We start from the raw sequence: 24063 nt of genomic DNA on the forward strand, positions 1-24063 counted from the left end.
CCAAAAATATTCATTTATAAAAAGTGATACTAATTTATATCATCTGCTTATTCTAAAGGCTTTAGTAGTATTTTTATCTTTTCAACAAAGAAAAATCTAATTTGCCTTTTTTAAACGCCGGACACCATAAATAATTAGTTTCAATAATTTTAGAAAATTTAAATACTCCATCTAATATACCATCATCACCGCCAAGCATATTCCACATTTGTAGGTTAAATGACCTAAATGATGGTGCAAAGCCTGAAAACAAGAATCCTCCATTTAACCGATCATCTGACCACGGCATAGACTTCCTTAGTATTTGAGCTTCTGGAGAAAAGTTTTCTTTTGCTGATCTTTTGACGTGAGCAAAGTCTTTTAAATTTTCAAATTGATGTGAATCATCTAAAGACCTTCCTACGCATTCTTCTTTTTCAGACTGACTTACACTATCTAACCAATCGAAATCATGTAACCATTGTTGCAATACCCAAAAACTTGAGCCTTCTAATTTACCATCTGAAACTATTGCAGCAGGCGCAACCTCACTACCTTTGGGGTTTTCTATACCATCCTCAAACCCCGAAAGATCATACTTACCACGATATGTATAACTTGATACTACTTTCTTAAGCTTAAAAAAATCCTTAAGTGCTTTTCTAATGGCTATCGCATGATGAAACAATTCTCCCCTGTCATCTGCTCTTACCCACAATACTAAATCATGTCCACTGTGATCTGACATTTTATCACTGTCAAACATAGCCTTTTGAAAATCTAAATCTTTAGGTAAATCAAATTTAGCTAAAAGCTCATTACCAAAACCAGCAACTATAGATTGACCATCCACAAATTTTTGCAAAATCTTCAAACCAAGCTCAACATCACCACCAATACTTAGATTAAACATCATAAATAACGCTGATGAAGGAAGTTTTTCTACTATTCCTAACTGATACTTAAATATCTCCACAATTTTACCTTATAAATAATTCCTATTTACCGGTATAATATAAACAACACTTCAGAAACACCATAACCAATGTTTAAAAAACAAGTTTTTTACTTTTTAATAATAGGAGCTCTAGCTTCTTTAGTGAATTTTGTACTAGTTTTTATAATCGTTGATTTAAACATTACTAAACCACTTATTGCTAACTTTTTTGCTTATCTAATAGCTTTTAATGTGAGTTATTTTGGTCATAGATATTTTACATTTTCCAAAACCACACAATCCCACAAGAAAGCTGCTTCACAATTTTTCATAAATGCTCTAATAGGTCTAGCTTTAAATGAAGGGATATATTCTGTACTTTTACATGTACTTCATATTCAATATCTAATTGCTTTATTTATAACTATGTTGCTTGTTGCAATTTATACTTTTATTGTAAGTAAATTTTTAATCTTTAAAGCCTAAATCTTGGAGAACAAAGACCTTCATATGTCTAACATAAATAGTCAAATTAGCATATATATCCATTTTCCTTGGTGTGTGCGTAAATGCCCTTATTGCGATTTTAATTCACATGCTATCAAAAATAACCTGGATCTATCTGAAAGCTACTACAAGAAACTTGTAGCTGATTTTAAGTACCATATAAACGATATCCAAGATAGAGAGATTATTAGTATATTTATTGGTGGTGGTACGCCCTCTTTGTTTAAACCAAAATATCTAAGCAAAGTTCTAGAACATATCAACTCAAATTCAAAACTAAATAAAAATTGTGAAATAACTCTTGAAATGAATCCTGGGACTGTTGAAAGAGGCTCTATACAAAGTTATCAAGAGATAGGGATAAATAGAATATCTTTAGGCGTGCAAAGCTTCCAAGATGACAAACTCAAAGCTCTAGGTAGAATCCATAATTGCGAAAATGTATACGCAACTATAGAAGAAATCCATCAGTCTAAAATCACTAATTTTAATATCGACATAATGCACGGCTTACCCGACCAAAGTTTAGAAGATGGTATATTTGATATATCTCAAGCTATAGCTATGCAATCTACGCACATTTCCTGGTATCAGCTAACTATAGAACCAAATACACTATTTGCAGTGAAACCTCCTATACTTCCAGATGAAACAACCTTAGAAAAAATAGAAATATCAGGTAAAACACTGCTCGAGCAAGCTGGTTTTAAGCAATATGAAGTTTCAGCCTATGCAAAAAATGGCTTAAATTCAACACATAATACTAACTACTGGGAATTTGGTGACTACATAGGCATAGGAGCTGGAGCACATAGTAAGGTTACAGATTTACAAACAAAACAAATCAAACGTGTTTGGAAACACAAACATCCTAATATATATACACAAGCTGACAGTTTTATAAAGGGACAAAATATAATTCCAAAAAATGATTTGATATACGAATTTATGTTAAACGCTCTAAGGTTAAAAAATGGTTTCGATCTTAAAACTTTTGAACAACAAACCTTGCTGAATAAAAATGATATTCACAGTAAGTTACAACTAGGAGCTGAAAAAGGATTATTAGTACTCTCCGATAACTATATAAAACCGACAGATAAAGGATATTTATTTTTAAATGATTGTATTAACTTATTTGTCTAACCAGCTTTTTAGTATTTTAAAAATAGATTTTTCATTAATTACAATTTAGAATATAACTTCCAATAAAATATTTGTTATTTTTAGTAGATTTATGAAAACCTTTTTTAAACTCAAAGAAAACAATACCTCAATTAAAAAAGAATTTTTAGCTGGGCTAGCCTCTTTTCTGGCCATATCTTACATTATAGTTATTAACCCTAAAATACTTGCTACTACTGGTATGCCTAGCAATGCCTTAGTTACTAGTACAATTTTAATCTCTGCTATTGCAAGTATTGCTATGGGATTGTTTACACGCAACCCTTTTGTAATAGCTCCTGGCATGGGAATGAATATATTTTTCGCTTTTACAGCTGTAAAGATATATCATTTACCATGGCAAACAGTTTTAGGTGCAACTTTCTGGTCCGGAATTATTTTTAGCTTACTTGTGATTCTTAATGTCAGAACTAAAATAATGCTTAGTTTACCAAAATCCATAAAACAATCATTAGGTGCTGGTATAGGGCTATTTATAGCTTATATTGGACTTATAAATAGTGGTTTCATAGCTAATAATTCTGGCATGCTTGCTCTTGCCGATTTAAATACGCATACAGGCTTGTTCATAATTTGCTTGGTAACACTATTAATTCTTTTTATCAAAAAAATACCTGCTCCGATTATTATTGTTATAATAGTTGGATATATATTAGCCTTGCCTTTAGAGCATTTTTCTACTAAAAATATAATTACTTTACCAACTCAATTTATCTCTCTTCCTGACTTTTCTCTATTTGGACAGATTGATTTTATTAATGGTCTTAAATTTGCAATTTTACCAACTATTTTTACTTTTTGCTTTTTAAGCCTATTTGATGGTACTGGAACTATATCAAGTTTATATGCTAGTATGGATAAAAATTATGACCATAAAGATAGTGAGCTAAAAAAGTCTTTCCTTATTGATGCTGCTAGCGCAACAGTATCTGGATTTATAGGGACTAGTCCTTCTACCGTCGTTGTAGAATCAGGTGTAGGTATAGCTCAAGGTGGACGCACAGGACTAACGGCTGTATTCGCTGGATTAATGTTTTTACCATTTTTATTTTTATCGCCACTAATAGCTTCCATACCACTTGAGGTTGTTTCACCAGCACTAGTTCTGATAGGGATAATGATGATGCAACAAGTAGCAAAAGTTAACTGGAATGACTTTGTTCAAGCAACACCTGCTTTCTTTACTATTTTACTAATGACTTTATCATCATCAATTTCTACAGGCATTGCTTCTGGTATTTTAGTTTGGTTTTTAATTTCTCTATTTTGTAATAGAAAAGAACTAAACATTACTGCAAATGTTATTACCATATTCTGCTTGATAATGTTTTTGCACGCCGTGAATGTATTTTAATTTAATATCCACATGTTTAATTAATTTTATATTTTTAAAAAGCGTAAAAAATTACCGTAAATTAAATATAACACGTTTAACCCCATTTTGCTTCATATTCTTTTTTATTCCAACCAGTCCTAGCATAGTTACCGTCAACTACTAGCGGCCTTTTAAAAAGTAAAGCATCTGTTACTAAAAGTTTAAATGCCTCTTCCTCTGATAAACTGTTAAACTCTTCTTTTAGACCCATTTCTACAAAAAGTTTACCATTAGAATTAAATAAATCGATAGTTTCAAAGTTGCCTAGCTTTTTAATTTGTTGCATTTCTTGCCAGGTAGGTTTTTCTTTTTTTAAATCCACATACTCAACTTTTTTACCCTTCTCCTCAAAAAAATTAAGAGCATTCCTCACACCTGTACAATTATTGATTCCAAAAACTTTTATCACCTTTTTTCTCCTACTCAAAAAATATTTCACCAGATTTATATGCCTGTAAAATAATCTCTAACTCCTTATTTGTAACTTTATGAGACAATTTGGGTAAATTATCCATAGCAAAAAACTTAACTTCATTGACTTCAAAATTTGGACTATTCTTGCCTCCAATTATTTCAGCAAGAAACACAATACTATAAACATTATAAATTTCACTTTGGGTATATTTATTGCGATCCATCAAGGCTAATAGTTTGGTAACTCTGATATCAAATCCTGTCTCTTCTTTTACTTCTTTTACACAAGTTTCAACCGGAGATAAATCTATATCACACCACCCTCCTGGTATTGTCCATTCACCCGGAGTATCAACGTCTTGAGCCATTAAGAGTTTATTATTTTCAATAATAACAACTCGTATCCCAGGTTGAGGCGTTGGGTAATATATATCTCGGTAGATATTATACGGTTGTACATCCGAGTTAATATACTCATGTAGCATTTTTGTACTCAAACCTAAAAGCTCTTGATAATTATCAAGAGCATACGGACATTGTGAATACGTAACTCCAGTATGCGATATTGCTTGTACTTTTTTTATAAATTCAAAAATTTTGTCTTTCATTTACTAAACTATCTCAACTAACTGTAAACTTCTGTATTGTAACCAACACCTATTAACATTATTTTGCGTAGATTGATGGTAATTTATTCATACAAGTAAAGTTACCTTTATTCTAACAACCAAGAAAGCCAAAAGTTTCTAAAATCAGCAATAAAAAGCAAATTTTATGGTTTTGCCTTAATATTTTTTAATCTTGCAATCTTGGCCTTCCAAAGTTCAGGTCCCTGCTGGTGAGCAGATACTCCTAATGAGTCAACAGCAACGGTCACAGGCATATCCTCAACTTCAAACTCATAGATTGCCTCCATACCAAGGTCTTCAAAAGCCACAACCTTTGCTTTTTTAATAGATTTTGAAATCAGATAAGCAGCGCCACCTACTCCCATAAAGTAAATTGCTTTATTTTTTTTAATAGAATCTATAGTTGCTTGACCACGTTCAGATTTACCTATCATTCCCATGATACCAGCTTTTTCTAACATAAATGGAGTAAACTTATCCATACGAGTAGCTGTAGTTGGACCAGCTGGACCTACAACTTCATCGCCAACAGGATCAACAGGTCCCACATAGTAGATAAACTTATCTTTTAGGCTTACTGGAAATTCTTGGCCAGCTTCATACATATCTTGCAAACGTTTATGAGCAGCATCACGCCCAGTCAAAATTTTACCGCCTAGAAGCACATTATCACCTGATCTTAAGCTTTTGATTTGCTCTCTAGTTATAGTATCTAGATTTATCCTTTTAACATCAGCGTTTTGAGCTTGCTCAATTACTGGCCAATCTTCAAGCTTAGGTGCTGGCAAATCCACAGCCCCTGAACCATCTAAGACAAAGTGCACATGACGAGTAGCTGCACAATTTGGAATAAGAGCTACAGGCTTACAAGCAGCATGTGTTGGATATTCTTTTACCTTAACATCAAGTACAGTAGTCAAACCACCCAAGCCTTGAGCTCCTATACCTAAAGCATTTACGCGATTGTAAATATCTAGCCTTAACTGCTCGGTTTCATTTTGTGGACCATTTTTTATTATATCTTGCATGTTTATTTCTTCACCAAGAGACTCTTTTGCAAGAAGCATTGCTTTTTCTGCTGTGCCTCCAATACCTATACCTATTATACCAGGAGGGCACCAGCCTGCTCCCATAGTTGGTAACATCTCCTCGACCCAATCAATAATGCTATCACTAGGATTTAAAACCTTAAATTTAGATTTAAATTCAGATCCGCCACCTTTTGCGGCAATATCAATCTCAATTTTATCACCATGCACCATATCAATATGGACAATTGCTGGGGTGTTATCTTTAGTATTTTTTCTAGACCCATGCGGTGGAAAAACCATAGAAGCTCTAAGAGGATTATGTTCATCAGCATAACCACGACGTACACCCTCATTTACAAGTTCTGTTATAGTTCTGTCTATTTTATCAAGCCTAGCATCCATACCTATTTTAATAAAAGCACATACCATTCCTGTATCTTGGCAAATAGGGCGCTTACCTATAGCAGACATTCTAGAGTTTATAAGAATTTGAGCCATAGCATCTTTAGCTGGCTTTGACTCCTCACGCTGGTAGGCTTCATACATAGCATCAACAAAATCTTTGGGATGGTAATAAGAAATATATTGCAATGCCTCTGCAACACTATTAATCAGATCTTCTGCTTTTATAATAGCCATTTTAAATAAAACCTCTTAATTGAAATGAAATTTTTCGATATTACAAAAATATTATACCAGCTATCAACTTTGGTTTTAAGAGAAGCTTTATTTTTTAGATTTATAATATGAGTTTAATAAATTTATTGTATTATAGGCTATCACCACAACCAACAGCCATTGCAATTGCTCTATTGATAGCGCTGTAACAACATGAAAACCTATAAAAACGCCTATCACACCGAAAATCCCAACTATAAGGGCTTTTTTCAAAGGAATAGCATTATTCATAGTAAATGCAAAGGTTGTTACTGGTTGCTGGATAGCACCAGCTGTAGTCATAATAGGAAAGGCAACAAGAGGCGACATTCCTAGTAAAAAAAGTATAGCCTGAACCAAAGCAAAAAGCCCTACACCAAAGCACACTAAAAAACCTGCCGCAAACATACCGATAAACCCTAACACTAGCTTGATACCAGTAAGTTTCATCAAACTGCCTCCTATTGGTAAGAAACCTAATAATTTACCAAGCAATAAAAATATAACCAAGGTAAAAGCAAATATCATTATCAACCTAATTGTTGAGGTCTTGATTTTTGATGCAAAGATTCCTCCTATAAACCCTCCTAGAGTTGTTCCTAATACCAACACAACCAAAGTCACCACATCAACATGTAAAACTCCCAAAAAAAACATTGCTTCTATAGCCCCAGGTATTACTTGAGCACCATTAACAAAACCAGGAAGTTCTGCATCTCTTACAAGTTTAAAAGTTTTAGCTATTGCTATATTTACAGCAAAACTTCCAACTCCAACAGTATCTGCTAGAAATGCTGTTACTCCAGAACTCGCTAAAATAATACTCTGTTTAAAAGTTAAAGCAGAGAAGTTGTCCTGCTGCTTTACAAGCTTGTACACCATATATATAGTGCAAAAAATAGAAAGTAAAATAATCAAAGAAACTATAAAGAAATACATAGCACAACACTAAAGTCACAAAATATGCTAATGCTAATATTTTTTATATAAATAAACAACTAGCTAAATGATTTTTGACACCTTGTTATGAATAAAGCTCTAAAAATTAACTCACATATACAATATCATGTAACCCATCTTTAGTTGGGAAGTTATAATCAAAAGATGGTTGACATAAGTAATTATTTTGAAATCTTGGAGCCGGTATATTCTGACATCTTTGTGCCAAAACTTCCATTCTACTTCTTTTATGTGGACAATTTAATATCCCTGTTGTTGTTTTTTTCACATACTTTATATTTGGATGAGAAAAATGATGTTTCCAAAGTATTGCTCTTGCATGTATTGGCCATGCATCTACAGCAATATCTTCAAATGAATTATCTAAAGCAGATATGACCACGAAACTGTGTCCAATAGGAGACAAGCTAACTACGAGACTTATTTTTACATTATTACCTAACATATCTTTACATAAGCAGTAAGCTACCGCATTAATATTATCACATGTTCCTGCCTGCGCCTTAATAGCCCAAGCTGCAGCGCGTAATGGGCGTGAAGTATTATTGTCAATAATTTTTTGTTTGTTAATGTCGTAAGCTCTATGGTTACCATAACTCCAGGCTGCTCTTACAGTCGTTAAGCAATTATAAGAACTATTGTGAGGATGCTTTTTCTGGTTAGAAGCTCCAAACATCATCAGCGCTTTGGTTTTTCCAATAACACTGTCAGCAATTTTTAATATTTCCAGAGTTTTTAGCGAAATTTTATATATATTTGGTTTACTTACTGTTTTACTCGCCACACCTAGGCTATGTGTATTCTTTAAAACGTGTGGTGGGTTAGTAATTTCATGGCTTTTAATGTAGTCTATTCTTAAAACATGGTAGTTATAATCATATTTTATTAATAGCTTCCCACAATTGTTAGTTACGCAATTACAAATTATCTCCTTGATAGTGTTATTTCTTCCATACTGATGAGGGTCAATCATTGGTAAGTTAACAGACATTAAAACTTGACACTTTGCACATCTAATTACTGAAGCTTTAGGAAGTATTTCCATTATTCTCATAACATTAATTAACAATAAAAACGTTCAGGCTAACTAAAGAGTAGTTAAAATATATTTCTTAGTCAATCAATATATAATAGACAACTAAAAAAACATACAACCAATTTTTAGATGCTAAAAAGGTTTAACATAACCACATACAAAAAACTACTTACACAAAAGAATACAAATCCAACAATTATGGCATTTATAATATAGTCTTTTCTAGACTGAAGTAGCCCTTTTCTATAGCTAAAACTATATAACATCCTTGCCACTACAACTGTAAACACCAGAGCTATTACTATAGCCAAAATACTCACCAAAACCATAAATCAAACATCCACATATATTATTCTCTGATTAAACCATCTAGCTATTAGCTGAGGTACTACTTCAGGGTAATCTTGCCTTATTTGCTTAGCAAACATAGATATTAGTTGATAATTATCGTAATACTCGTTTATATCAAAAGTTCTAAATGTCGATATACCAGATTGCTCTTTACCCAAAATATCACCTGCTCCACGTATCTCCAAATCTTTTTCTGCTAAATAAAAACCATCTTGAGACTGGCGAATTAAAGATAACCTTTTTTTACCAATCTCACTAATTTTATTGCTATATAAAAGCACACAATAACTTTCTTTTGAGCCCCTACCTACTCTACCTCTTAACTGATGTAGCTGTGAAATCCCAAGCCTTTCAGCATTATCAATTATCATAATACTTGCATTAGGAACATCAACACCAACTTCTATAACCGTTGTTGCAACTAAAACATCATATTTAGCTGCTTTAAAATCATTCATAACTTGGATTTTTTCATTGGATTTCATACTACCATATACCAACCCAACTTTGGCGTCTCCAAGTTCAACTGTAAGTTCTGAATACAGCGTTTTAACATCTTGTAGAAAATCCTTACTTTCAGATTCTTCTACAAGCGGACAAACCCAATAAATTTGCTCCTTTCTGACTATAGCTTGTTTTAATTTTACTATTAGATCTAATTTTTTCGAACGATTAAGGATAGTTGTAACTATAGGTTTTCTATTTGGTGGCAATTCATCCAATATAGAAAGCTCAAGATTTCCATATAAAGTCATCGCTAAAGTTCTAGGAATGGGAGTCGCTGATATTATAAGCTGATGAGGAGCTATTTTTTTTGCGTCAGCACCTTTTTTGATCAGTGCTAACCTTTGCTCCACCCCAAACCTATGTTGTTCATCTACAACCACTAATCCAAGATTATTATATTCAACACGCTCTTGAAAGATAGCATGAGTTCCAACTACAATACAGTTCGGTGAATTTTTTACCCTATCTAAACTAATTTTAGTTTGCTTTGGGGTTAATTTACCTAGCAGTGGTATAACCTCTATTCCAAAATCAGTCAAATAATCTGATAAAAACTTATAATGTTGTTCGGCCAAGATTTCTGTTGGTGCCATAATCGCAGCTTGATAACCTGATATTGCAGCAGCATACAAAGCTACAGTTGCAACGATAGTCTTACCAGCTCCAACATCTCCTTGTAATAGCCTTACCATCGTATCTGTCTTTTTAATATCAGCTAAAATTTGTTTAATAGCTTTATTTTGAGCATCAGTCAAGTCATATGGTAATTTATCGTAGAATTTATCTATATCATTTTTCTTTAGGATAAGTTTAGGAGATGAAGTTTTTGAAAGGTCTTTTTTTATATTTTCCTCAGCCAACTTATAAGCCAACATTTCTTCAAACTTAACTGAATGTTTTGCTTTTGACAGATAACGTTCGTCTAAGGAGTCCGTTAAAGCATGAATATAATATAAAGCATCGGTAACCTTAATTAAATTGTACGATTTTAAACAAGCTTGTGGAATTAAATCTTTTACTTTTTTATCTTGCAAAAGTTTAGTAACTATATTAGTGATTAACTTATCTGGAACCTTTTTTACTCCATACACAGCAGATAGCTTCTGCTCAAGCAAACATTTATTATTTTTTATCACCGCCCATTCCGGATGAATCATCTGGAAATTTTGTGATAAAACTATCTTACCATAACACCTTACATACTCTGCGTTTTCTAGCATACTTATCTGATTTGGATAAAACTTAAACAAAACAACTGAACAAACACCCGTACCATCATCAACCAAAAAACGTACAAATTTCCTTCCAGTTTTTTTATAAGTAATACTTGTTATTCTACCTTCAATAACGCTTTTTTTATCTACCACAAGATCTCTAACAGAAGTTATAAATCTGGTATCTTTATAAACTTTAGGGAAAACAAATAGTAACTCCTCTGGTAAATTCAAACCATTTTTAGTTAAAGCCTTTACCGTAGCATCACCAACTCCTACGAAATCTAGAAATACCATCAAGTTTTCTCTAATTAAGTCCTTTTTTTACTCAAACTTATTCTACCATTTATAAAAGCCAAATAAACAAAGCATTTGCCAAATCATATAATTACTGGTAAATTAACTCTTATTAGATAAGATATAATGTTATAATGCTATATAAAAATTATGAAAAAACTATTTTTACTGATTTTTCTTAGTTACTCACTAACTGGATGTGGACAAACAGGTCCTTTATATCTTCCTGAAGATCAACAAAAAGATAACGAAACTACTAAAATATCTTCTGGCTCTACCATAGCTACTGATCAAAATGATGTCTCATCTTCAAGTACGAATACACAAAAAACTGTCTCAAAAGTCGATGACGATCCAACTCCGCCATCTAGAAATACTAACGTACCTACAAGCGAGCTTGCAGATAGTGGTGATAATTTTAATTATGACGTCAACATTCAGGATTCATCAGAGGCTGGCGGAACACCTTAATCAATAGGTTATAATATATATAATAAGATTTATTTTAAATTTTCAGTTTACTTTTAATTTCAAACATAATAAAATCTTGAAGATATTGTGAAAATAATAAGAAATTTCGCCCAAGGAGGGTTTCTATAATGTCTAAAGTTTGTATTATCACGGGTAAAAGACCTGCTACAGGAAATAATGTATCACACGCTCAAAACAAAACTAAAAGAAGATTTTTACCAAATCTTCATACACATAGATTTTGGGTAGAAAGCGAAAATAGATATATAAAGTTAAAAGTTAGTTCTAAAGGTATGAGAATAATCGATAAAAAAGGTATCGATATTGTTCTTAACGACTTAAGAGCACAAGGTCATAAAATCTAAGTTTAAATAATTCTAAAAAAGGAATTCAAGCAATGAGAGAAAAAATAAAATTAGTTTCTTCTGAAAAGACAGGTCATTTTTATACTACCACTAAAAATAAGAAGAATATGCCAAACAAAATGGAAATTAAAAAATTTGATCCTGTTGCCCGTAAGCACGTAGTTTATAAAGAAGCAAAAATCAAATAAATAAGTCCACAACTAAAACTAAGGTCTTATAAGCTATGAAACAAGCTTTTCATTTTAAGGGCGGCAATTACACCATAAGTGCTATCAGTATCAACGTAACAGAATTTACTCAAATTGAGAGCCTACTTAGTTCAAAAGTCGCCCAATCAAAATCTTTTTTCCAGAACACTCCTTTTGTAATTGACGTATCTGAAATCGATCGAGATGAAAAGTGCACGGTAGAGTTTTTGGACAAAGTAATATCTTGTTTTAGATATAATGGTATGATTCCTGTAGGCTTTGTAGTAAACAACCAAGATTTAAAGACCAAGCTAGCTAAAGCTGGTCATAATATTTTAAAAAATGGCAAGGTCAAAGAAAATACTTTTGAAGAGATCCCTCGTACATCAGCTAAGATAATAACTTCTCCTGTGCGTACTGGGCAATCTATCAATGCTCGTGATGCTGACGTAATAGTAACAGCTAACGTAAACAATGGTGCTGAAATTATTGCCGATGGCAGTGTAATTGTATATGGAAGAATTGGGGGAAGAGTTCTTGCTGGTAGTTCAGGCAACAAAGAAGCAAAAATTATCTGTAAAGACCTGAAAGCAGAACTAGTTTCAATAGCTGGTAAGTATGTAACTCTTAATAATGAGAGCATCCCTATTAATGAAAAAAGTACTGATGGATATATCGTTTACCTAAAAGATGATAAAATCCATATAGAAAGTTTTTAATAAGTTAAACTTATAAGAGGTTATAGCCAATATGGGTGAAAAAAAACAAGGTAAAGTATTTGTAGTTACCTCTGGTAAAGGCGGCGTTGGTAAAACAACTTCAAGTGCTGCTATTGCATATGCTTTTGCCAAAAGAGGGCTAAAAACTGTAGTTATAGACTTTGATGTTGGACTTAGAAATCTTGATCTAATAATGGGTTGTGAAAGAAGAGTAGTATATGATCTAATAAACATAGTAAAAGAAGAAGCCACAATTAATCAAGCTATTATTAAAGATAAGCGCATAGAAAATTTATTTATAATTCCAGCGTCACAAACTAGAGACAAAGATGCTCTAACAGAAGATGGGGTTGATAGAGTAGTAGAGGAACTAAAAAATTCTTTTGATATAATTCTATGTGATTCTCCAGCAGGTATTGAAAAAGGATCTCTTATGGCTATGAGATGTGCTGATGCAGCGATCATAGTTACTAACCCTGAAGTATCTTCGGTAAGAGACTCTGACAGAATACTTGGTATGCTTTCAAGTAAAACTCTGAAAGCCCAAAAAGAGGGGGAATTCAAAGAAATCTATCTATTGCTAAATAGATACGATGCTACTAGAGCAAAAGCTGGGGCAATGCTAAAAGCTGAGGATGTAAGCGAAATCTTGTATACTCCTATTACTGGTATAATTCCAGAATCAAAGGATATATTAGAAGCTTCAAATAGCGGTCACCCAATAACCCATTTTGCAGACTCTGTAGCTGCTAAAGCATACTTTGATGCAGTAGATAGAATGCTAGGTAAAGATGTCCCTATGAGACATACAGAGCATAAAGTTGGTTTCTTTAAAAAATTAATAGGTAAGTCATAATTATGTTTGCAAAGCTTTTTGGACCAAAGAAAAAACAAAATAGTGCTTCTTTAGCAAAAGAAAGGCTACAGATTATAGTTGCACATCAAAGAAATGAGCTAAAACCTAGATCATCAAGAATTAGTAGTCATTTACTTGCTGAACTAAAAGATGAGATAATAGAGGTAGTTAAAAAATATATTGCTCTTTCGGAAGAAAATATTAGGGATATAGACTTAAAGGTAGAAGATAATAGCAAAAACTCAACAATCGAAGTTAATATACCTTTCAACTAAATTAGATAGCCACTAATAAAATGAGCGATATTAATTTCGATCAAGTTTCTTTTTATAGAGGAAATTTGTGCATATACGATAATGTTACCTTTACTATCCCGTCTCAAAAAATCACTACTATCCTTGGTCCATCTGGTGCCGGCAAGACAACCATCCTACAACTAATAGCAGGGCTTATTAAACCTAATAGCGGCAATATTTACATTAATAACATTTATATAAATAAAAAAACTCCTGAAAAACAACTTGCGACACTCCGCAAAAAAATGGGGTTTTTGTTTCAATCTGGAGCCCTTTTTACACACCTTAGCGTATACGATAATATAGCTTTCCCACTAAGAAAGAATACCAAATTAGATGAAAAACTAATCCGGAATATTGTGTTGCTAAAGTTACAAGCTGTTGGGCTTGCTCACACCATAGATATGATGCCAAGTGAGCTTTCTGGTGGCATGGCTCGTAGAGTCGCACTAGCCCGTTCTGTTGCTCTAGATCCTAATATTATGATGTATGATGAGCCATTTACAGGACAAGATCCAGCCTCTTTTAACAAGCTACTTGAGTTAATATCAACACTTAATACATCTCTAAAAACGACTTCTATAATTGTTTCTCATGATATACAAGAATCTCTAAGTATCTCAGATCACATAGTTATAGTAGCAAATAAAAAAATCTTAGCTAGCGATTCACCTGAAAATGTAAAAAATAGTAAAAATGAAGATATAAAAGCCTTTTTAGCTGGCAAACCTCTTAAAAGCGTTGAACAAAATCAACTACATCTAAATAAAGATTTTTTTATTAAAGAGATTTTAAGGACTTAATATGTACATTTTTAGCAAAATTTATGGTTTAACTATTTCTCTTATTTATAGTTGTCTAAATTCTCTACATCTAATTATAAGTATCATAAGTAGTAAATTTAACATTCGAGACTGTATAGATCAAATAAATACCGTTGGTGTTAATTCACTAATTATTATAATGACTTCGGGGACTTTTATTGGACTAGTTCTAAGCTTACAAGGCTACTATACCTTAGCGAAATTTGGAGCTCATTCTCTACTAGGCACCATGGTAGCTTTAAGTGTATTACGAGAGCTTGGACCTGTTGTCACAGCCATGTTATTTGCAGGTAGAGCTTGTAGCTCAATAACTTCTGAAATAGGCTTAATGAAAGCTACTGACCAAATTAACAGCTTAAAAATGATGAACGTAAGCCCTATTAGCTTTATTCTTTCAACTAGATTTTGGGCTTGTATAATAAGTGTACCCGTACTCACTCTAGTATTCTGTTCGGTGTCGATTATAGCATCATATATATTAGCAGAAGGTGGTCTAGGAATAGGATATGGTGAATTTTGGAGCAATATTCAATCTTCTGTAAACATTTCGGATATATCAAATGGTTTAATCAAAAGTCTGGTTTTTGCTTTTGTAATAGCCTGGATAGCATTATATCAAGGATACTATTGTGTACCTAACTCAAATGGTATAGCTAAGGCAACAACTAAAACTGTAGTGTACTGTTGTATGAGTGTTTTAGGAGCTGACCTTATTTTAACATCAATTATGTTTGGAGAAGTCTAATGAGGAATAAATATTTTGAGACCTCTGTTGGTATTTTTATTATTTTAGGCGTTTTATGCTTAGTTTTCTTGATATTTAAAGTAAGTGGCAGTTCATTTAAATCTTTTAATACTAATCACTACTCTATCCAAGCACAATTTAAAAATGTAGGTTCATTACGAATAAATGCTGCCGTAAAAATAGCTGGCGTAGAGGTCGGTCAAGTAACAAATATATCTCTTGAGAAAACATACAATGGTTTTATGGCTTTGGTTACCATATCCATGAATGATAGTGAAAAGATACCCGCAAATTATTCAGCTGCTATAGCTATGTCTGGTGTCCTTGGTGATAACTATATTGCTCTTAGTCCACCCAAAGAAGATATTATGGCAGTAGCTGACCTAACTGGTAACTCAGCATCTGAAGATAAATATCTACACCAAGGTAGTATAATACCATTAGAAAATACTGAATCTGCTATTGATTTAGGATCGTTAATTAATACTTTCGTTGCTAATAAAAATACTGAAGATAGCAAATAACATGAAATTTAGATTGTTCTAGATGTAATTTATTAGCCTTAAAAAAACAACTGCAAGATTCTCTTATGGATTTAATGTATTCAGTTGTTTTTTGGGGGGGATTAGGACTATTAAAAGCTGGGATTAGAGAGATAACAAAGCACTATATGGATTGTGTTGAAGTTACCCATAAAATATAAGAAATTATTTTTCAAAATACCTTGACTAAAGTAAAAAAGAGCTTATAATATCCCACATGTCGCTAGCCATAGCAACTTAAGTCTTATGTCCCGTTCGTCTAGAGGCCTAGGACACCGCCCTTTCACGGCGGCAACAGGGGTTCGAATCCCCTACGGGATGCCAAATTTATTTTTTTGCCTCATAAAAACTGTTTTACATTGATGTTTTATAAAGGTGACTGTTTATATCATATATTTTTGCAAAGATATTTACTTTTTTTGTCTAATTGCTATCATTAGATCTTGTTATTTAGTGAAATTAGGAAATTCAAATGAAAATAGTAACAGCTGAATATATATGGATTGATGGTGCAAATCCTGTTGCTGGACTTCGTTCAAAATCTAGAATATTACCATATAAAGAAAACATCAAAATAGCAGATTTCCCAGAATGGAGTTTTGATGGATCCTCTACAAATCAAGCTACTGGTGATAATTCAGACTGTATACTTAGACCAGTTAATTTTGTTATAGACCCTTTAAGAGATAATGGTTACTTAGTTTTGTGTGAGGTTTACAACCCAGATAACAAAGCACCTCATAAAACTAATCACAGATCAAAGCTACAAGTGGCTTTAGAAAACCTAAAAGAGCATGATATATGGGCAGGGTTTGAACAAGAGTACACTATGTTCGTCGATGGCAGACCTCTTGACTGGCCAATAGTAGGCTTTCCTGGGCCTCAGGGACCATATTATTGTGGGGTAGGTGCTGATAGAGTGTTTGGTAGGGAGCTAGTTGAAAGACACTTAAAAGAATGTATAAAAGCAGGTATCTTGATATATGGTATTAATGCTGAAGTTATGCCCAGTCAATGGGAGTTTCAGATAGGTTATAGAGGCGTTGATGGTGAGGATGCTGGGATACTAAACGTTGCTGATCATACTCATATTGCTAGATGGTTACTTATAAGACTAGGTGAAGAATATGGTATAACAATTTCTTTTGATAATAAGCCTATCAAAGGCGATTGGAATGGTGCTGGCATGCATACTAATTTCTCTACTAAAGCAACTAGAGATCCTAAACAGGGTAAACAAGAGATTAAAAGAATAGTTAAAAACTTAGAAAAAAACCATAAAAAAGACATCTTAGATTATGGTTTTAACTTACATGAAAGATTAACTGGCTTACATGAAACTTGTGATATAAATACTTTTAAAGTTGGTGATGCTGATAGAGGCAGTTCGATTAGGATTCCAAAACCAGTTGCTTTAAAAGGGTATGGTTATTTTGAAGATAGAAGACCAGGTGCAAATGCAGACCCATATATAGTGGCTTTAGCTCTGGCTGCTGCTGTCGAAGCTTAACTTTTTTAAATTTGACTTCTAAAGAAAGATATTAGTTTTATGATAATATAATTTGTTAGATCCCTTAAATTTTATTCTTCTTTTTTGTAAAATAGATCTCTGTTAAAACGTTAATTTAATATCTTTTATAATTTTTAATCCAAAGGGAATAAATGTGAAAATTAAAACTAAAATAAATACAAGTTACTCTGTAGGTCAAGATCTTTACAAGAATATTTTCCATGTTATTTGTAACGATAATGAATCTGTTACAAAATCAAGTATCTTAGGTGTTCTAGATGATTCTGGCGTAGCTAGAGATGATGTACGCGTAAAAACGTTAATTGAAAAACTAGGCAAATTTTCACGTACAGAAAATATTGGCTTCGAAGCTTTTAAAGATGTAACTTCAGATAGTATAAACCTTATAGAAAAGGCGATTAGTAAAAGTTTTGTAATCCCAGACTTCACTGCTTTCAGGACGGAAATACAAAATATTTACGAAGAAACTAAAAAAAATATCTCTGGAAAAGTAGCAAACTATATACCACAATTAGCCCGAGTTAATCCTGAGTTATTTGCGGTGGCTTTTTGTAGTGTTGATGGTCAGATGATTACCTTAGGTGATTATACGCATCCATATTGTGTTCAGTCTACAGCAAAAGCTATAACTTATTGTATTGCTACAGAATTAAATGGAGAAGATAAAGTTCATGAACATGTTGGTAGAGAGCCAAGCGGAGTTACATTTAATGCTATAGCTTTAAATAAATATAATCTTCCACATAATCCTTTGATTAACTCTGGAGCTATCATGACTTGTTCATTGATTAAACCTGAGTGGAATATAGCAGATAGGTTTGAATATATTACTAAAGTCTGGAAAGACCTTTCAGGTGGCGAATCAGTGGGTTTTGATAATGCCACATACCACTCAGAGAAAGAAACAGCAGATAGAAACTATGCTTTAGCTCATTACATGAAGGAGGTAGGAGCTTTCCCTCCTAAGACTGATATACATACTTCGTTAGACTTTTATTTTCAAACATGCTCGATTGAGGTTAATGCTAAAAAAATGGCAAAAATTATGTCTACTATAGCAAACGGCGGAATATGCCCATTTACGAATAAAAAGATTTTTTCACCCACAACTATTAGAAACTGTCTATCGATGATGTACTCTTGTGGGATGTATGATTTCTCTGGTGAATATGCCTTTTCTGTTGGCTTACCAGCCAAATCAGGTGTATCTGGTGCTTTGGTTATTGCTATCCCTAATGTCGGTGGGTTTGCAATATTCTCACCTAGGTTAGACTCTAACCATAACTCGGTTAGAGGGGTTGAGTTTAGCAGAAGACTAGTAAATAGATTTAGCTTTCACAACTATGATCATATTGATAGAAATGACAAAATAAATCCTGTAGAAAATAGAATGTTGGCTGAATCAAACTTAGTTTTTGAGCTAATTTGGGCTGCAAGTACAGGAGATCTTTCTGAAGTTAAAAGAGCCGTTGCATTAGGAGTAGATATTAACAAAGGAGATTATGATAAAAGAACAGCTCTACATTTAGCTGCTGCTGAAGGTCATGAGAACATTGTAAAATATTTAGTTAGCAAAGGAGCAGATATTTCAACGACAGATAGATGGGGCAAAACACCTCTAGAGGATGCAAAAATAAACAATAACGAAAGCATTATAAATTTGTTATCCTGTAATAGTTAACTGACTAAACCAAAAACTATATCATTAAGTTTTAGATTAATATTTCCCTGCTTTGCTCCTTTTATACATAAATCTGTATCTAAACATTTTTGTAAACAAGACAGTATAATCTCAGAACCAATTCTATTTGCCAAACTTGTATAATATTTTTGTTTAGATGACCAAATATTGTTATCATCGAAAATCTTTTGATGGTGATTACGCTGTGTAGATTTTAACTGAGAAATGATTCGCAATTCTCTTTTTAGAGCCCAAAGTATCAGGGGAGGTTTATCACTCTCATTAAGAATACTATTTAATATAGTCAAAGCTTTTGACTTTTGTTGGTTTAGAATAGCATCTGATAGATCAAAAACATCAAAATTAGTATGCTCATGTAAAAAAGGCTTTAAGACTTTATCATCAAAACTTTGTATATTTTGGCGTGAAAGAAGCTTTATAATCTGTTTAGCAGCTATTAAGTTACCTTCTGTCTTTTGTGCTAGCAATTGAACTGCCTCAGCTGTTAGAGTTATACTTGTTTGCTGCAACTCATGATTTATTATACTGATAGCATTAGTCATATTCGGCTGGTGTATATGTACGTGAATAGCATTTTGAGCTAGGCTTTGAAACCATTTACTTGATAAATTTTGCTTCTTAATAGCATTAAAGACCAACAAATAAACATTATCGCCAGGTTTTAAAATATTTTCTACCATAGCTTGTTGTAAAGATTTTTGAGGTGCTTTTTCAAAACTAAATTGTATAAGTTTTTCCATATTAAATAAGCTAAGGCTATCAGCTGCTTGATAAAGAATATCATGATTTTGCTCACTTAAATCATACCTAACTATTTCAAAATTTTTGTCTTTAAACTCAGTTGTGATTTTTTCAATAATATTATAACGCTGTAAAGGCTCATCTCCTGTAATTATAAAAAGTTTGTATCTTGCCAAGTCTGTCATTTTTATAAAGTCAAAATAGCTTAATTCCATAAATTACAAATATTTAAATATGTTTATTTAACTAGTTAGTTTATTATATTAATAAAATATTACCAACAAAAAGATATTATGAAAGCAAAGCTATTAATAGTTGTAGGATTTTTTTCTTTACTAGCAGGATGTGTGACAAAACCTGCCAATGTTCAACCAGTAGATGATTTTCAAGCAAATAAATATTTAGGTAAATGGTATGAAATAGCACGTTTTGACAATAGCTTTGAGAAAGAGATGACTAATGTATATGCCGAATATAGCTTAAATTCTGATGGTACAATAAAAGTTCTAAATAGTGGCGTAAATCCTAAAAGTGGTAAAAGAAGCTACGCCGAAGGAATAGCTAAATTTGTTGATGGAGAAAATACTGCATACTTGAAGGTATCTTTCTTTAGGCCATTTTATGGAGCCTATGTAGTATTTAATCTAGATACGGATTATAAGTATGCTTATGTTGCAGGAGCAAATAAAGATTATCTATGGTTGTTATCTCGTACGCCGAAAATCCCAGAAAATATTAAAAAAGACTTTATCGCTAAATCAAAAGCTCTAGGTTTTGATACAGATAAGCTTGTTTGGGTTAAACAATAGATCTCATATTTACCAATTCCTTTAACAACTCTTTTTAATTTTATATTTATACTATATACAGTTGTTTATATGAGTTTTATCAAATAGAATAAAATCTATTAAGAACCTAGTCTGAGATTTAAAATTATGCGAGATGTTTCTAAGATCAATAAATTTGATCTTGGGTGGCTAGTTGTTAGTTTTGGGATGGCAATAGGGGCTGGTATAGTACTAGTTCCTGTAAGTATTGGTGTAGTTGGTTTTACGGTTTTTGCTATTTCCATATTAATAGCTTATCCAGGAATTTATTTATTTCAAAAACTATATATATGTACTTTATTTGCTACAAATAAGCCTAAAATCTATAAAGATGTAATTAGTGAGCTTTTAGGAAAGAACTGGGCTATTTTTTTAGGTATGCTGTATTTTTTAATGATGCTAATTTGGACAGTAATATATGCAGAAGTTGTTGCTAAATCCTTAGCATCATATTTGTATTTATTTAATATCACCAATAATCCTCATCTTGAACAAAATATTTTATATAGTGCAATCTTAATGGTAGTTTTAATTTTTGCTGGAATGAAAAGTCAGAGAGTCCTAATAAGAGTATCAACTGTTTTTATAGTAGTTTTGATTGTGGCAATTATTGTAGTCTCTTTAGCTTTAATACCACTTTGGTCAACTGCAAATCTTACCACATTGCCCGATAATAGCTATGAGTTAATAACTAAAACTGTTATTATGCTACCATTTTCTCTAACTTCTATTCTTTTTATTCAATCATTAAGCCCAATGGTATTAGGCTACCGGCTTCGTTATTCTAACCTTGATAATACGAGAGTACTAAAAAAATGTTTACATACTATGAAGCTTGCTTTTATTTTACTGGTTATATTTATAGGATTTTATGTATTATCATTTTCTTTTGTTATACCTAAACAATTTGCTTTAGAAGCATCTGCTAAAAATCAATCAGCATTTTTACTATTAGAACAGCATGGCATGTCAAACATAGTTTTATATGTCTGTGGTATAGTAATTAGTATATGTGCTATTTTGACTTCTTTTTTAAGTATTTTAGCTGGCATGGCAGAATCTTTAAAAGGGGTATTAAGAATGAGTTTTAACCAACCAAGAGTAACCGAAAAAATAAGCCCTAAAGTTATAGATGTAATCGTTATTTTAATAATCTTTCTTTTAACTTGGTTATCTATAGTTTTTGACGCTCCAGTTTACATACTTGTACCATTGTCTGGCCCAATATTTGGTATTTTAGGTTGTTTAGCACCAGCGTATATGGTTTTCAAAGTTCCAGCTCTTAAAATATACAAAACAAACAGCATCTATTTTGTTATTTTTGTTGGAGCTATCTTGGTGATATCACCATTATTAACTCCAGCTTTTTCTTAGATTCAAACAAACTTTTTCAATTTATTGTAATTTTAGTGGGTCAAGAGCATTATCTATTTGCATTATTTTATTTAAAATTTGTTTAAATAAGTTTTATTATTGTATTTTTTTGTTAATATTTGTTAATTATTTTTATTATTGTTTAAAATTAGGAGTATGTGTATGTGGAGTGAAAAAAAGCCCTTGATAGTAGGTGCTACTATGGACTTTCTTGACGGTAGAGGTTTTGCTTTATCTAGTAAAAATCTAGTTGGTAATGATGTTAAAAAAATAGTTGCCGCTATTAAAGGCGGCTTAGAATTTCGTCAAAGTCGCAATAAAAAAACTCATAATACAAAAGCTTCTATCGATCTCAGTAATAATAAAATTGGTGATAAAGGCATAAAGTACTTATCCGAACTAAAAACTCTAGACTACCTATACCTTTCAAATTGCGGTATTACCGATCACGGTGCAAAGGATATAGCCAACAACATAACAAATTTAAAAGTATTAAACCTTTCCAAGAACTCTATTAGTCTAGATGGAGTTACAGCTATTGTTAATAAACTAATAAACTTAGAATCTTTAGATATTTCAGAAAATTATATTGGATTATTAGGAGCAAAAGCTATTCAGAAGTGTAACAAATTAAGTGACTTGAATATTTCCAATGATAAATATCTTAACTCAACAGTAGAGATGAGAGAAGGAATGAAAGTATCTGACATTATCACTAATTTACCCAAAAACTTGAGGTCCCTAAGTCTAGCAGGTTATGTCGAATTAGATGATAAAATAGCAGAAGCTATAAAAAATCTTAACATGCTTAAACAAAATACTTGCTAGATTGTAGTCTCAATGTTTATACTGATTCCGAAATGTACCTCATTAGGTGTTAAATAATTTAAACATTTTTTAGGTCTATTATTCAAGTCAATTTGCAACTTTCTAAGATACTGATGAGAGATATTACTAAAATCAGTACCTTTAGGAATAAATTGTCTGATATACCTATTCATGTTTTCATTTGTACCTCTTTGCCATGGACTATATGCATCTGCAAAGAATACTTTAATACCAGTTTTATTTGATAAATTTTTGTGTTTAGCAAACTCTTTACCATTATCAAAAGTAGCTGTGGTAATTTTATTACCATTTGATGCTCTGTATAAAATTTGGTTAATTGAACTAGCTGTTCTATCTTTAGCTTTGCCTAGAATTGTGAATCTACTAACTCTATCTACCATAGTCAAAATAGCTCCTTTATGATCTTTACCGACTATAGTATCACCTTCAAAATGATACAGCTCTTTTCTATCATTAGCTGCTTTAGGCCTTTGTGATATGTTGACTCTATCCTTTATCTTACCTTGATTTGAGGAGCCTTCTTTTTTGTATTTGTAACGCCTACCTTTGAAGAATAATAACTGTTTAAGGTTATGTCTTTGTATAAAGTTATAAACAGCTTTAAAACTTAGCTTAGCTATACCTTCATGCTTTAATCTACCACAAATTAACTCCGGTGATATTTTCTTTTTGAGTAAAGCTATTATCAGCTTTTTAACTTCATTAGTAAGTTTATGATTATTTGACTTTCTACGACTACAATACAACTTATGGGCTATCTCTGCAGAATAACTTTTACCTACTTTATTCCTTTTAAGTTCATTTATAACAGCTGTTTTACTAAATCCTATTTTATTAGCTATTGCTGCTTCTAAGTATCCTAATTTAAGTAAATTTTCTATATAATATCTATCTGAAAGAGTTAAATGTCTATGTGCCATTTTTAGTTCCTGTTCGTTTATTTAAGTTCTTCTC

The 24063-nt window shown here is 32.2% G+C and carries 26 protein-coding genes and 1 tRNA gene; 18 read left to right on the forward strand and 9 right to left on the reverse strand.

All coding sequences use genetic code 11. From position 1 onward, the window contains the following. Positions 1 to 73: 73 nt before the first annotated feature. Positions 74 to 955: a Dyp-type peroxidase gene (locus SD28_RS00510; protein ID WP_039123043.1), complete on the reverse strand. Its 882-nt coding sequence runs from the start codon at positions 953 to 955 to the stop codon at positions 74 to 76. A 69-nt stretch (positions 956 to 1024) separates the two neighbouring features. Here SD28_RS00510 and SD28_RS00515 point away from each other — a divergent pair, with 69 nt between their 5' ends. The 3 genes from SD28_RS00515 (at position 1025) to SD28_RS00525 (ending at position 3962) form a co-directional block, all read left to right on the forward strand. Further along, positions 1025 to 1402, forward strand: a complete 378-nt coding sequence (locus SD28_RS00515; protein WP_039123045.1) for a GtrA family protein — start codon at positions 1025 to 1027, stop codon at positions 1400 to 1402. A 24-nt stretch (positions 1403 to 1426) separates the two neighbouring features. Then, positions 1427 to 2569, forward strand: a complete 1143-nt coding sequence (gene hemW / locus SD28_RS00520) for a radical SAM family heme chaperone HemW (protein ID WP_039123047.1) — start codon at positions 1427 to 1429, stop codon at positions 2567 to 2569. Between the two features lie 91 nt (positions 2570 to 2660). After that, the gene (locus tag SD28_RS00525) at positions 2661 to 3962 is read left to right on the forward strand and encodes an NCS2 family permease (RefSeq protein ID WP_039123048.1); all 1302 of its coding nucleotides are present in this window, start codon (positions 2661 to 2663) and stop codon (positions 3960 to 3962) included. Between the two features lie 76 nt (positions 3963 to 4038). Here SD28_RS00525 and SD28_RS00530 read toward each other — a convergent pair whose 3' ends face one another. The 6 genes from SD28_RS00530 to SD28_RS00560 all read right to left on the reverse strand — a co-directional run bounded on the left by SD28_RS00530 (position 4039) and on the right by SD28_RS00560 (position 11079). Beyond that, complete coding sequence (locus tag SD28_RS00530) at positions 4039 to 4392, reverse strand: arsenate reductase family protein (protein ID WP_039123050.1); 354 nt, start codon at positions 4390 to 4392, stop codon at positions 4039 to 4041. Between the two features lie 10 nt (positions 4393 to 4402). After that, positions 4403 to 5005: an NUDIX hydrolase N-terminal domain-containing protein gene (locus SD28_RS00535; RefSeq protein ID WP_039123052.1), complete on the reverse strand. Its 603-nt coding sequence runs from the start codon at positions 5003 to 5005 to the stop codon at positions 4403 to 4405. A 164-nt stretch (positions 5006 to 5169) separates the two neighbouring features. Further along, positions 5170 to 6696 (reverse strand): fumarate hydratase, encoded by a 1527-nt coding sequence (locus tag SD28_RS00540; RefSeq protein WP_039123054.1) that lies wholly within the window; start codon positions 6694 to 6696, stop codon positions 5170 to 5172. Positions 6697 to 6783: 87 nt separating this feature from the next. Then, on the reverse strand, positions 6784 to 7596 hold the full coding sequence (locus SD28_RS00545; protein ID WP_052251911.1) for a hypothetical protein: 813 nt from the start codon (positions 7594 to 7596) through the stop codon (positions 6784 to 6786). Positions 7597 to 7759: 163 nt separating this feature from the next. Next, positions 7760 to 8728, reverse strand: coding sequence for a hypothetical protein (locus SD28_RS00550; protein WP_157698610.1), 969 nt, complete (start codon positions 8726 to 8728; stop codon positions 7760 to 7762). Between the two features lie 314 nt (positions 8729 to 9042). After that, complete coding sequence (locus SD28_RS00560) at positions 9043 to 11079, reverse strand: ATP-dependent DNA helicase RecG (protein ID WP_039123060.1); 2037 nt, start codon at positions 11077 to 11079, stop codon at positions 9043 to 9045. A gap of 150 nt (positions 11080 to 11229) precedes the next feature. On the opposite strand from SD28_RS00560, the gene lptM reads away from it, so the two are divergent. From lptM to glsA, 12 genes are all read left to right on the forward strand, one after another. After that, a complete protein-coding gene (lptM, locus tag SD28_RS00565) occupies positions 11230 to 11550 on the forward strand; it encodes an LPS translocon maturation chaperone LptM (protein WP_052251844.1) in 321 nt (106 codons plus the stop codon). Between the two features lie 128 nt (positions 11551 to 11678). After that, on the forward strand, positions 11679 to 11915 hold the full coding sequence (gene rpmB, locus SD28_RS00570) for a 50S ribosomal protein L28 (RefSeq protein ID WP_039123063.1): 237 nt from the start codon (positions 11679 to 11681) through the stop codon (positions 11913 to 11915). A gap of 32 nt (positions 11916 to 11947) precedes the next feature. Beyond that, the gene (rpmG, locus tag SD28_RS00575) at positions 11948 to 12103 is read left to right on the forward strand and encodes a 50S ribosomal protein L33 (RefSeq protein ID WP_039123065.1); all 156 of its coding nucleotides are present in this window, start codon (positions 11948 to 11950) and stop codon (positions 12101 to 12103) included. A gap of 35 nt (positions 12104 to 12138) precedes the next feature. Further along, positions 12139 to 12822 (forward strand): septum site-determining protein MinC, encoded by a 684-nt coding sequence (gene minC / locus SD28_RS00580; RefSeq protein WP_039123067.1) that lies wholly within the window; start codon positions 12139 to 12141, stop codon positions 12820 to 12822. A 31-nt stretch (positions 12823 to 12853) separates the two neighbouring features. Continuing rightward, complete coding sequence (minD, locus tag SD28_RS00585) at positions 12854 to 13678, forward strand: septum site-determining protein MinD (protein ID WP_039123069.1); 825 nt, start codon at positions 12854 to 12856, stop codon at positions 13676 to 13678. 2 nt (positions 13679 to 13680) lie between these two features. Beyond that, entirely contained in the window at positions 13681 to 13953 is a 273-nt protein-coding gene (minE, locus tag SD28_RS00590; RefSeq protein WP_039123071.1) for a cell division topological specificity factor MinE, read from the forward strand. A gap of 20 nt (positions 13954 to 13973) precedes the next feature. Further along, complete coding sequence (locus SD28_RS00595) at positions 13974 to 14777, forward strand: ABC transporter ATP-binding protein (protein ID WP_039123074.1); 804 nt, start codon at positions 13974 to 13976, stop codon at positions 14775 to 14777. Position 14778: 1 nt separating this feature from the next. Next, positions 14779 to 15543 (forward strand): MlaE family lipid ABC transporter permease subunit, encoded by a 765-nt coding sequence (locus SD28_RS00600; RefSeq protein ID WP_039123076.1) that lies wholly within the window; start codon positions 14779 to 14781, stop codon positions 15541 to 15543. Then, positions 15543 to 16067: an outer membrane lipid asymmetry maintenance protein MlaD gene (mlaD, locus tag SD28_RS00605; RefSeq protein WP_039123078.1), complete on the forward strand. Its 525-nt coding sequence runs from the start codon at positions 15543 to 15545 to the stop codon at positions 16065 to 16067. Before SD28_RS00600 ends, mlaD begins: the two co-directional genes overlap by 1 nt. Before the next feature lie 266 nt (positions 16068 to 16333). Next, a tRNA-Glu gene (locus tag SD28_RS00610) sits at positions 16334 to 16409 on the forward strand. Positions 16410 to 16557: 148 nt separating this feature from the next. Next, positions 16558 to 17595, forward strand: coding sequence for a glutamine synthetase beta-grasp domain-containing protein (locus tag SD28_RS00615; RefSeq protein WP_039123080.1), 1038 nt, complete (start codon positions 16558 to 16560; stop codon positions 17593 to 17595). 160 nt (positions 17596 to 17755) lie between these two features. Continuing rightward, positions 17756 to 19297: a glutaminase A gene (glsA, locus tag SD28_RS00620; RefSeq protein ID WP_039125665.1), complete on the forward strand. Its 1542-nt coding sequence runs from the start codon at positions 17756 to 17758 to the stop codon at positions 19295 to 19297. Here glsA and holA read toward each other — a convergent pair. Then, complete coding sequence (gene holA / locus SD28_RS00625) at positions 19294 to 20274, reverse strand: DNA polymerase III subunit delta (protein ID WP_039123082.1); 981 nt, start codon at positions 20272 to 20274, stop codon at positions 19294 to 19296. The genes glsA and holA overlap by 4 nt on opposite strands. Before the next feature lie 78 nt (positions 20275 to 20352). On the opposite strand from holA, the gene SD28_RS00630 reads away from it, so the two are divergent. The 3 genes from SD28_RS00630 to SD28_RS00640 all read left to right on the forward strand — a co-directional run bounded on the left by SD28_RS00630 (position 20353) and on the right by SD28_RS00640 (position 23088). Continuing rightward, positions 20353 to 20868, forward strand: a complete 516-nt coding sequence (locus tag SD28_RS00630) for a lipocalin family protein (RefSeq protein WP_096334691.1) — start codon at positions 20353 to 20355, stop codon at positions 20866 to 20868. Between the two features lie 126 nt (positions 20869 to 20994). Beyond that, complete coding sequence (locus tag SD28_RS00635) at positions 20995 to 22260, forward strand: amino acid permease (RefSeq protein ID WP_039123087.1); 1266 nt, start codon at positions 20995 to 20997, stop codon at positions 22258 to 22260. Positions 22261 to 22422: 162 nt separating this feature from the next. Beyond that, a complete protein-coding gene (locus SD28_RS00640; RefSeq protein WP_039123089.1) occupies positions 22423 to 23088 on the forward strand; it encodes a leucine-rich repeat domain-containing protein in 666 nt (221 codons plus the stop codon). Here SD28_RS00640 and SD28_RS00645 read toward each other — a convergent pair. After that, positions 23085 to 24029, reverse strand: coding sequence for an IS30 family transposase (locus tag SD28_RS00645; protein ID WP_039124962.1), 945 nt, complete (start codon positions 24027 to 24029; stop codon positions 23085 to 23087). The two genes, SD28_RS00640 and SD28_RS00645, sit on opposite strands and share 4 nt — an antisense overlap. Between the last annotated feature and the right edge of the window lie 34 nt (positions 24030 to 24063).

The organism is Allofrancisella guangzhouensis (assembly GCF_000815225.1).
Lineage (GTDB): Bacteria > Pseudomonadota > Gammaproteobacteria > Francisellales > Francisellaceae > Francisella > Francisella guangzhouensis.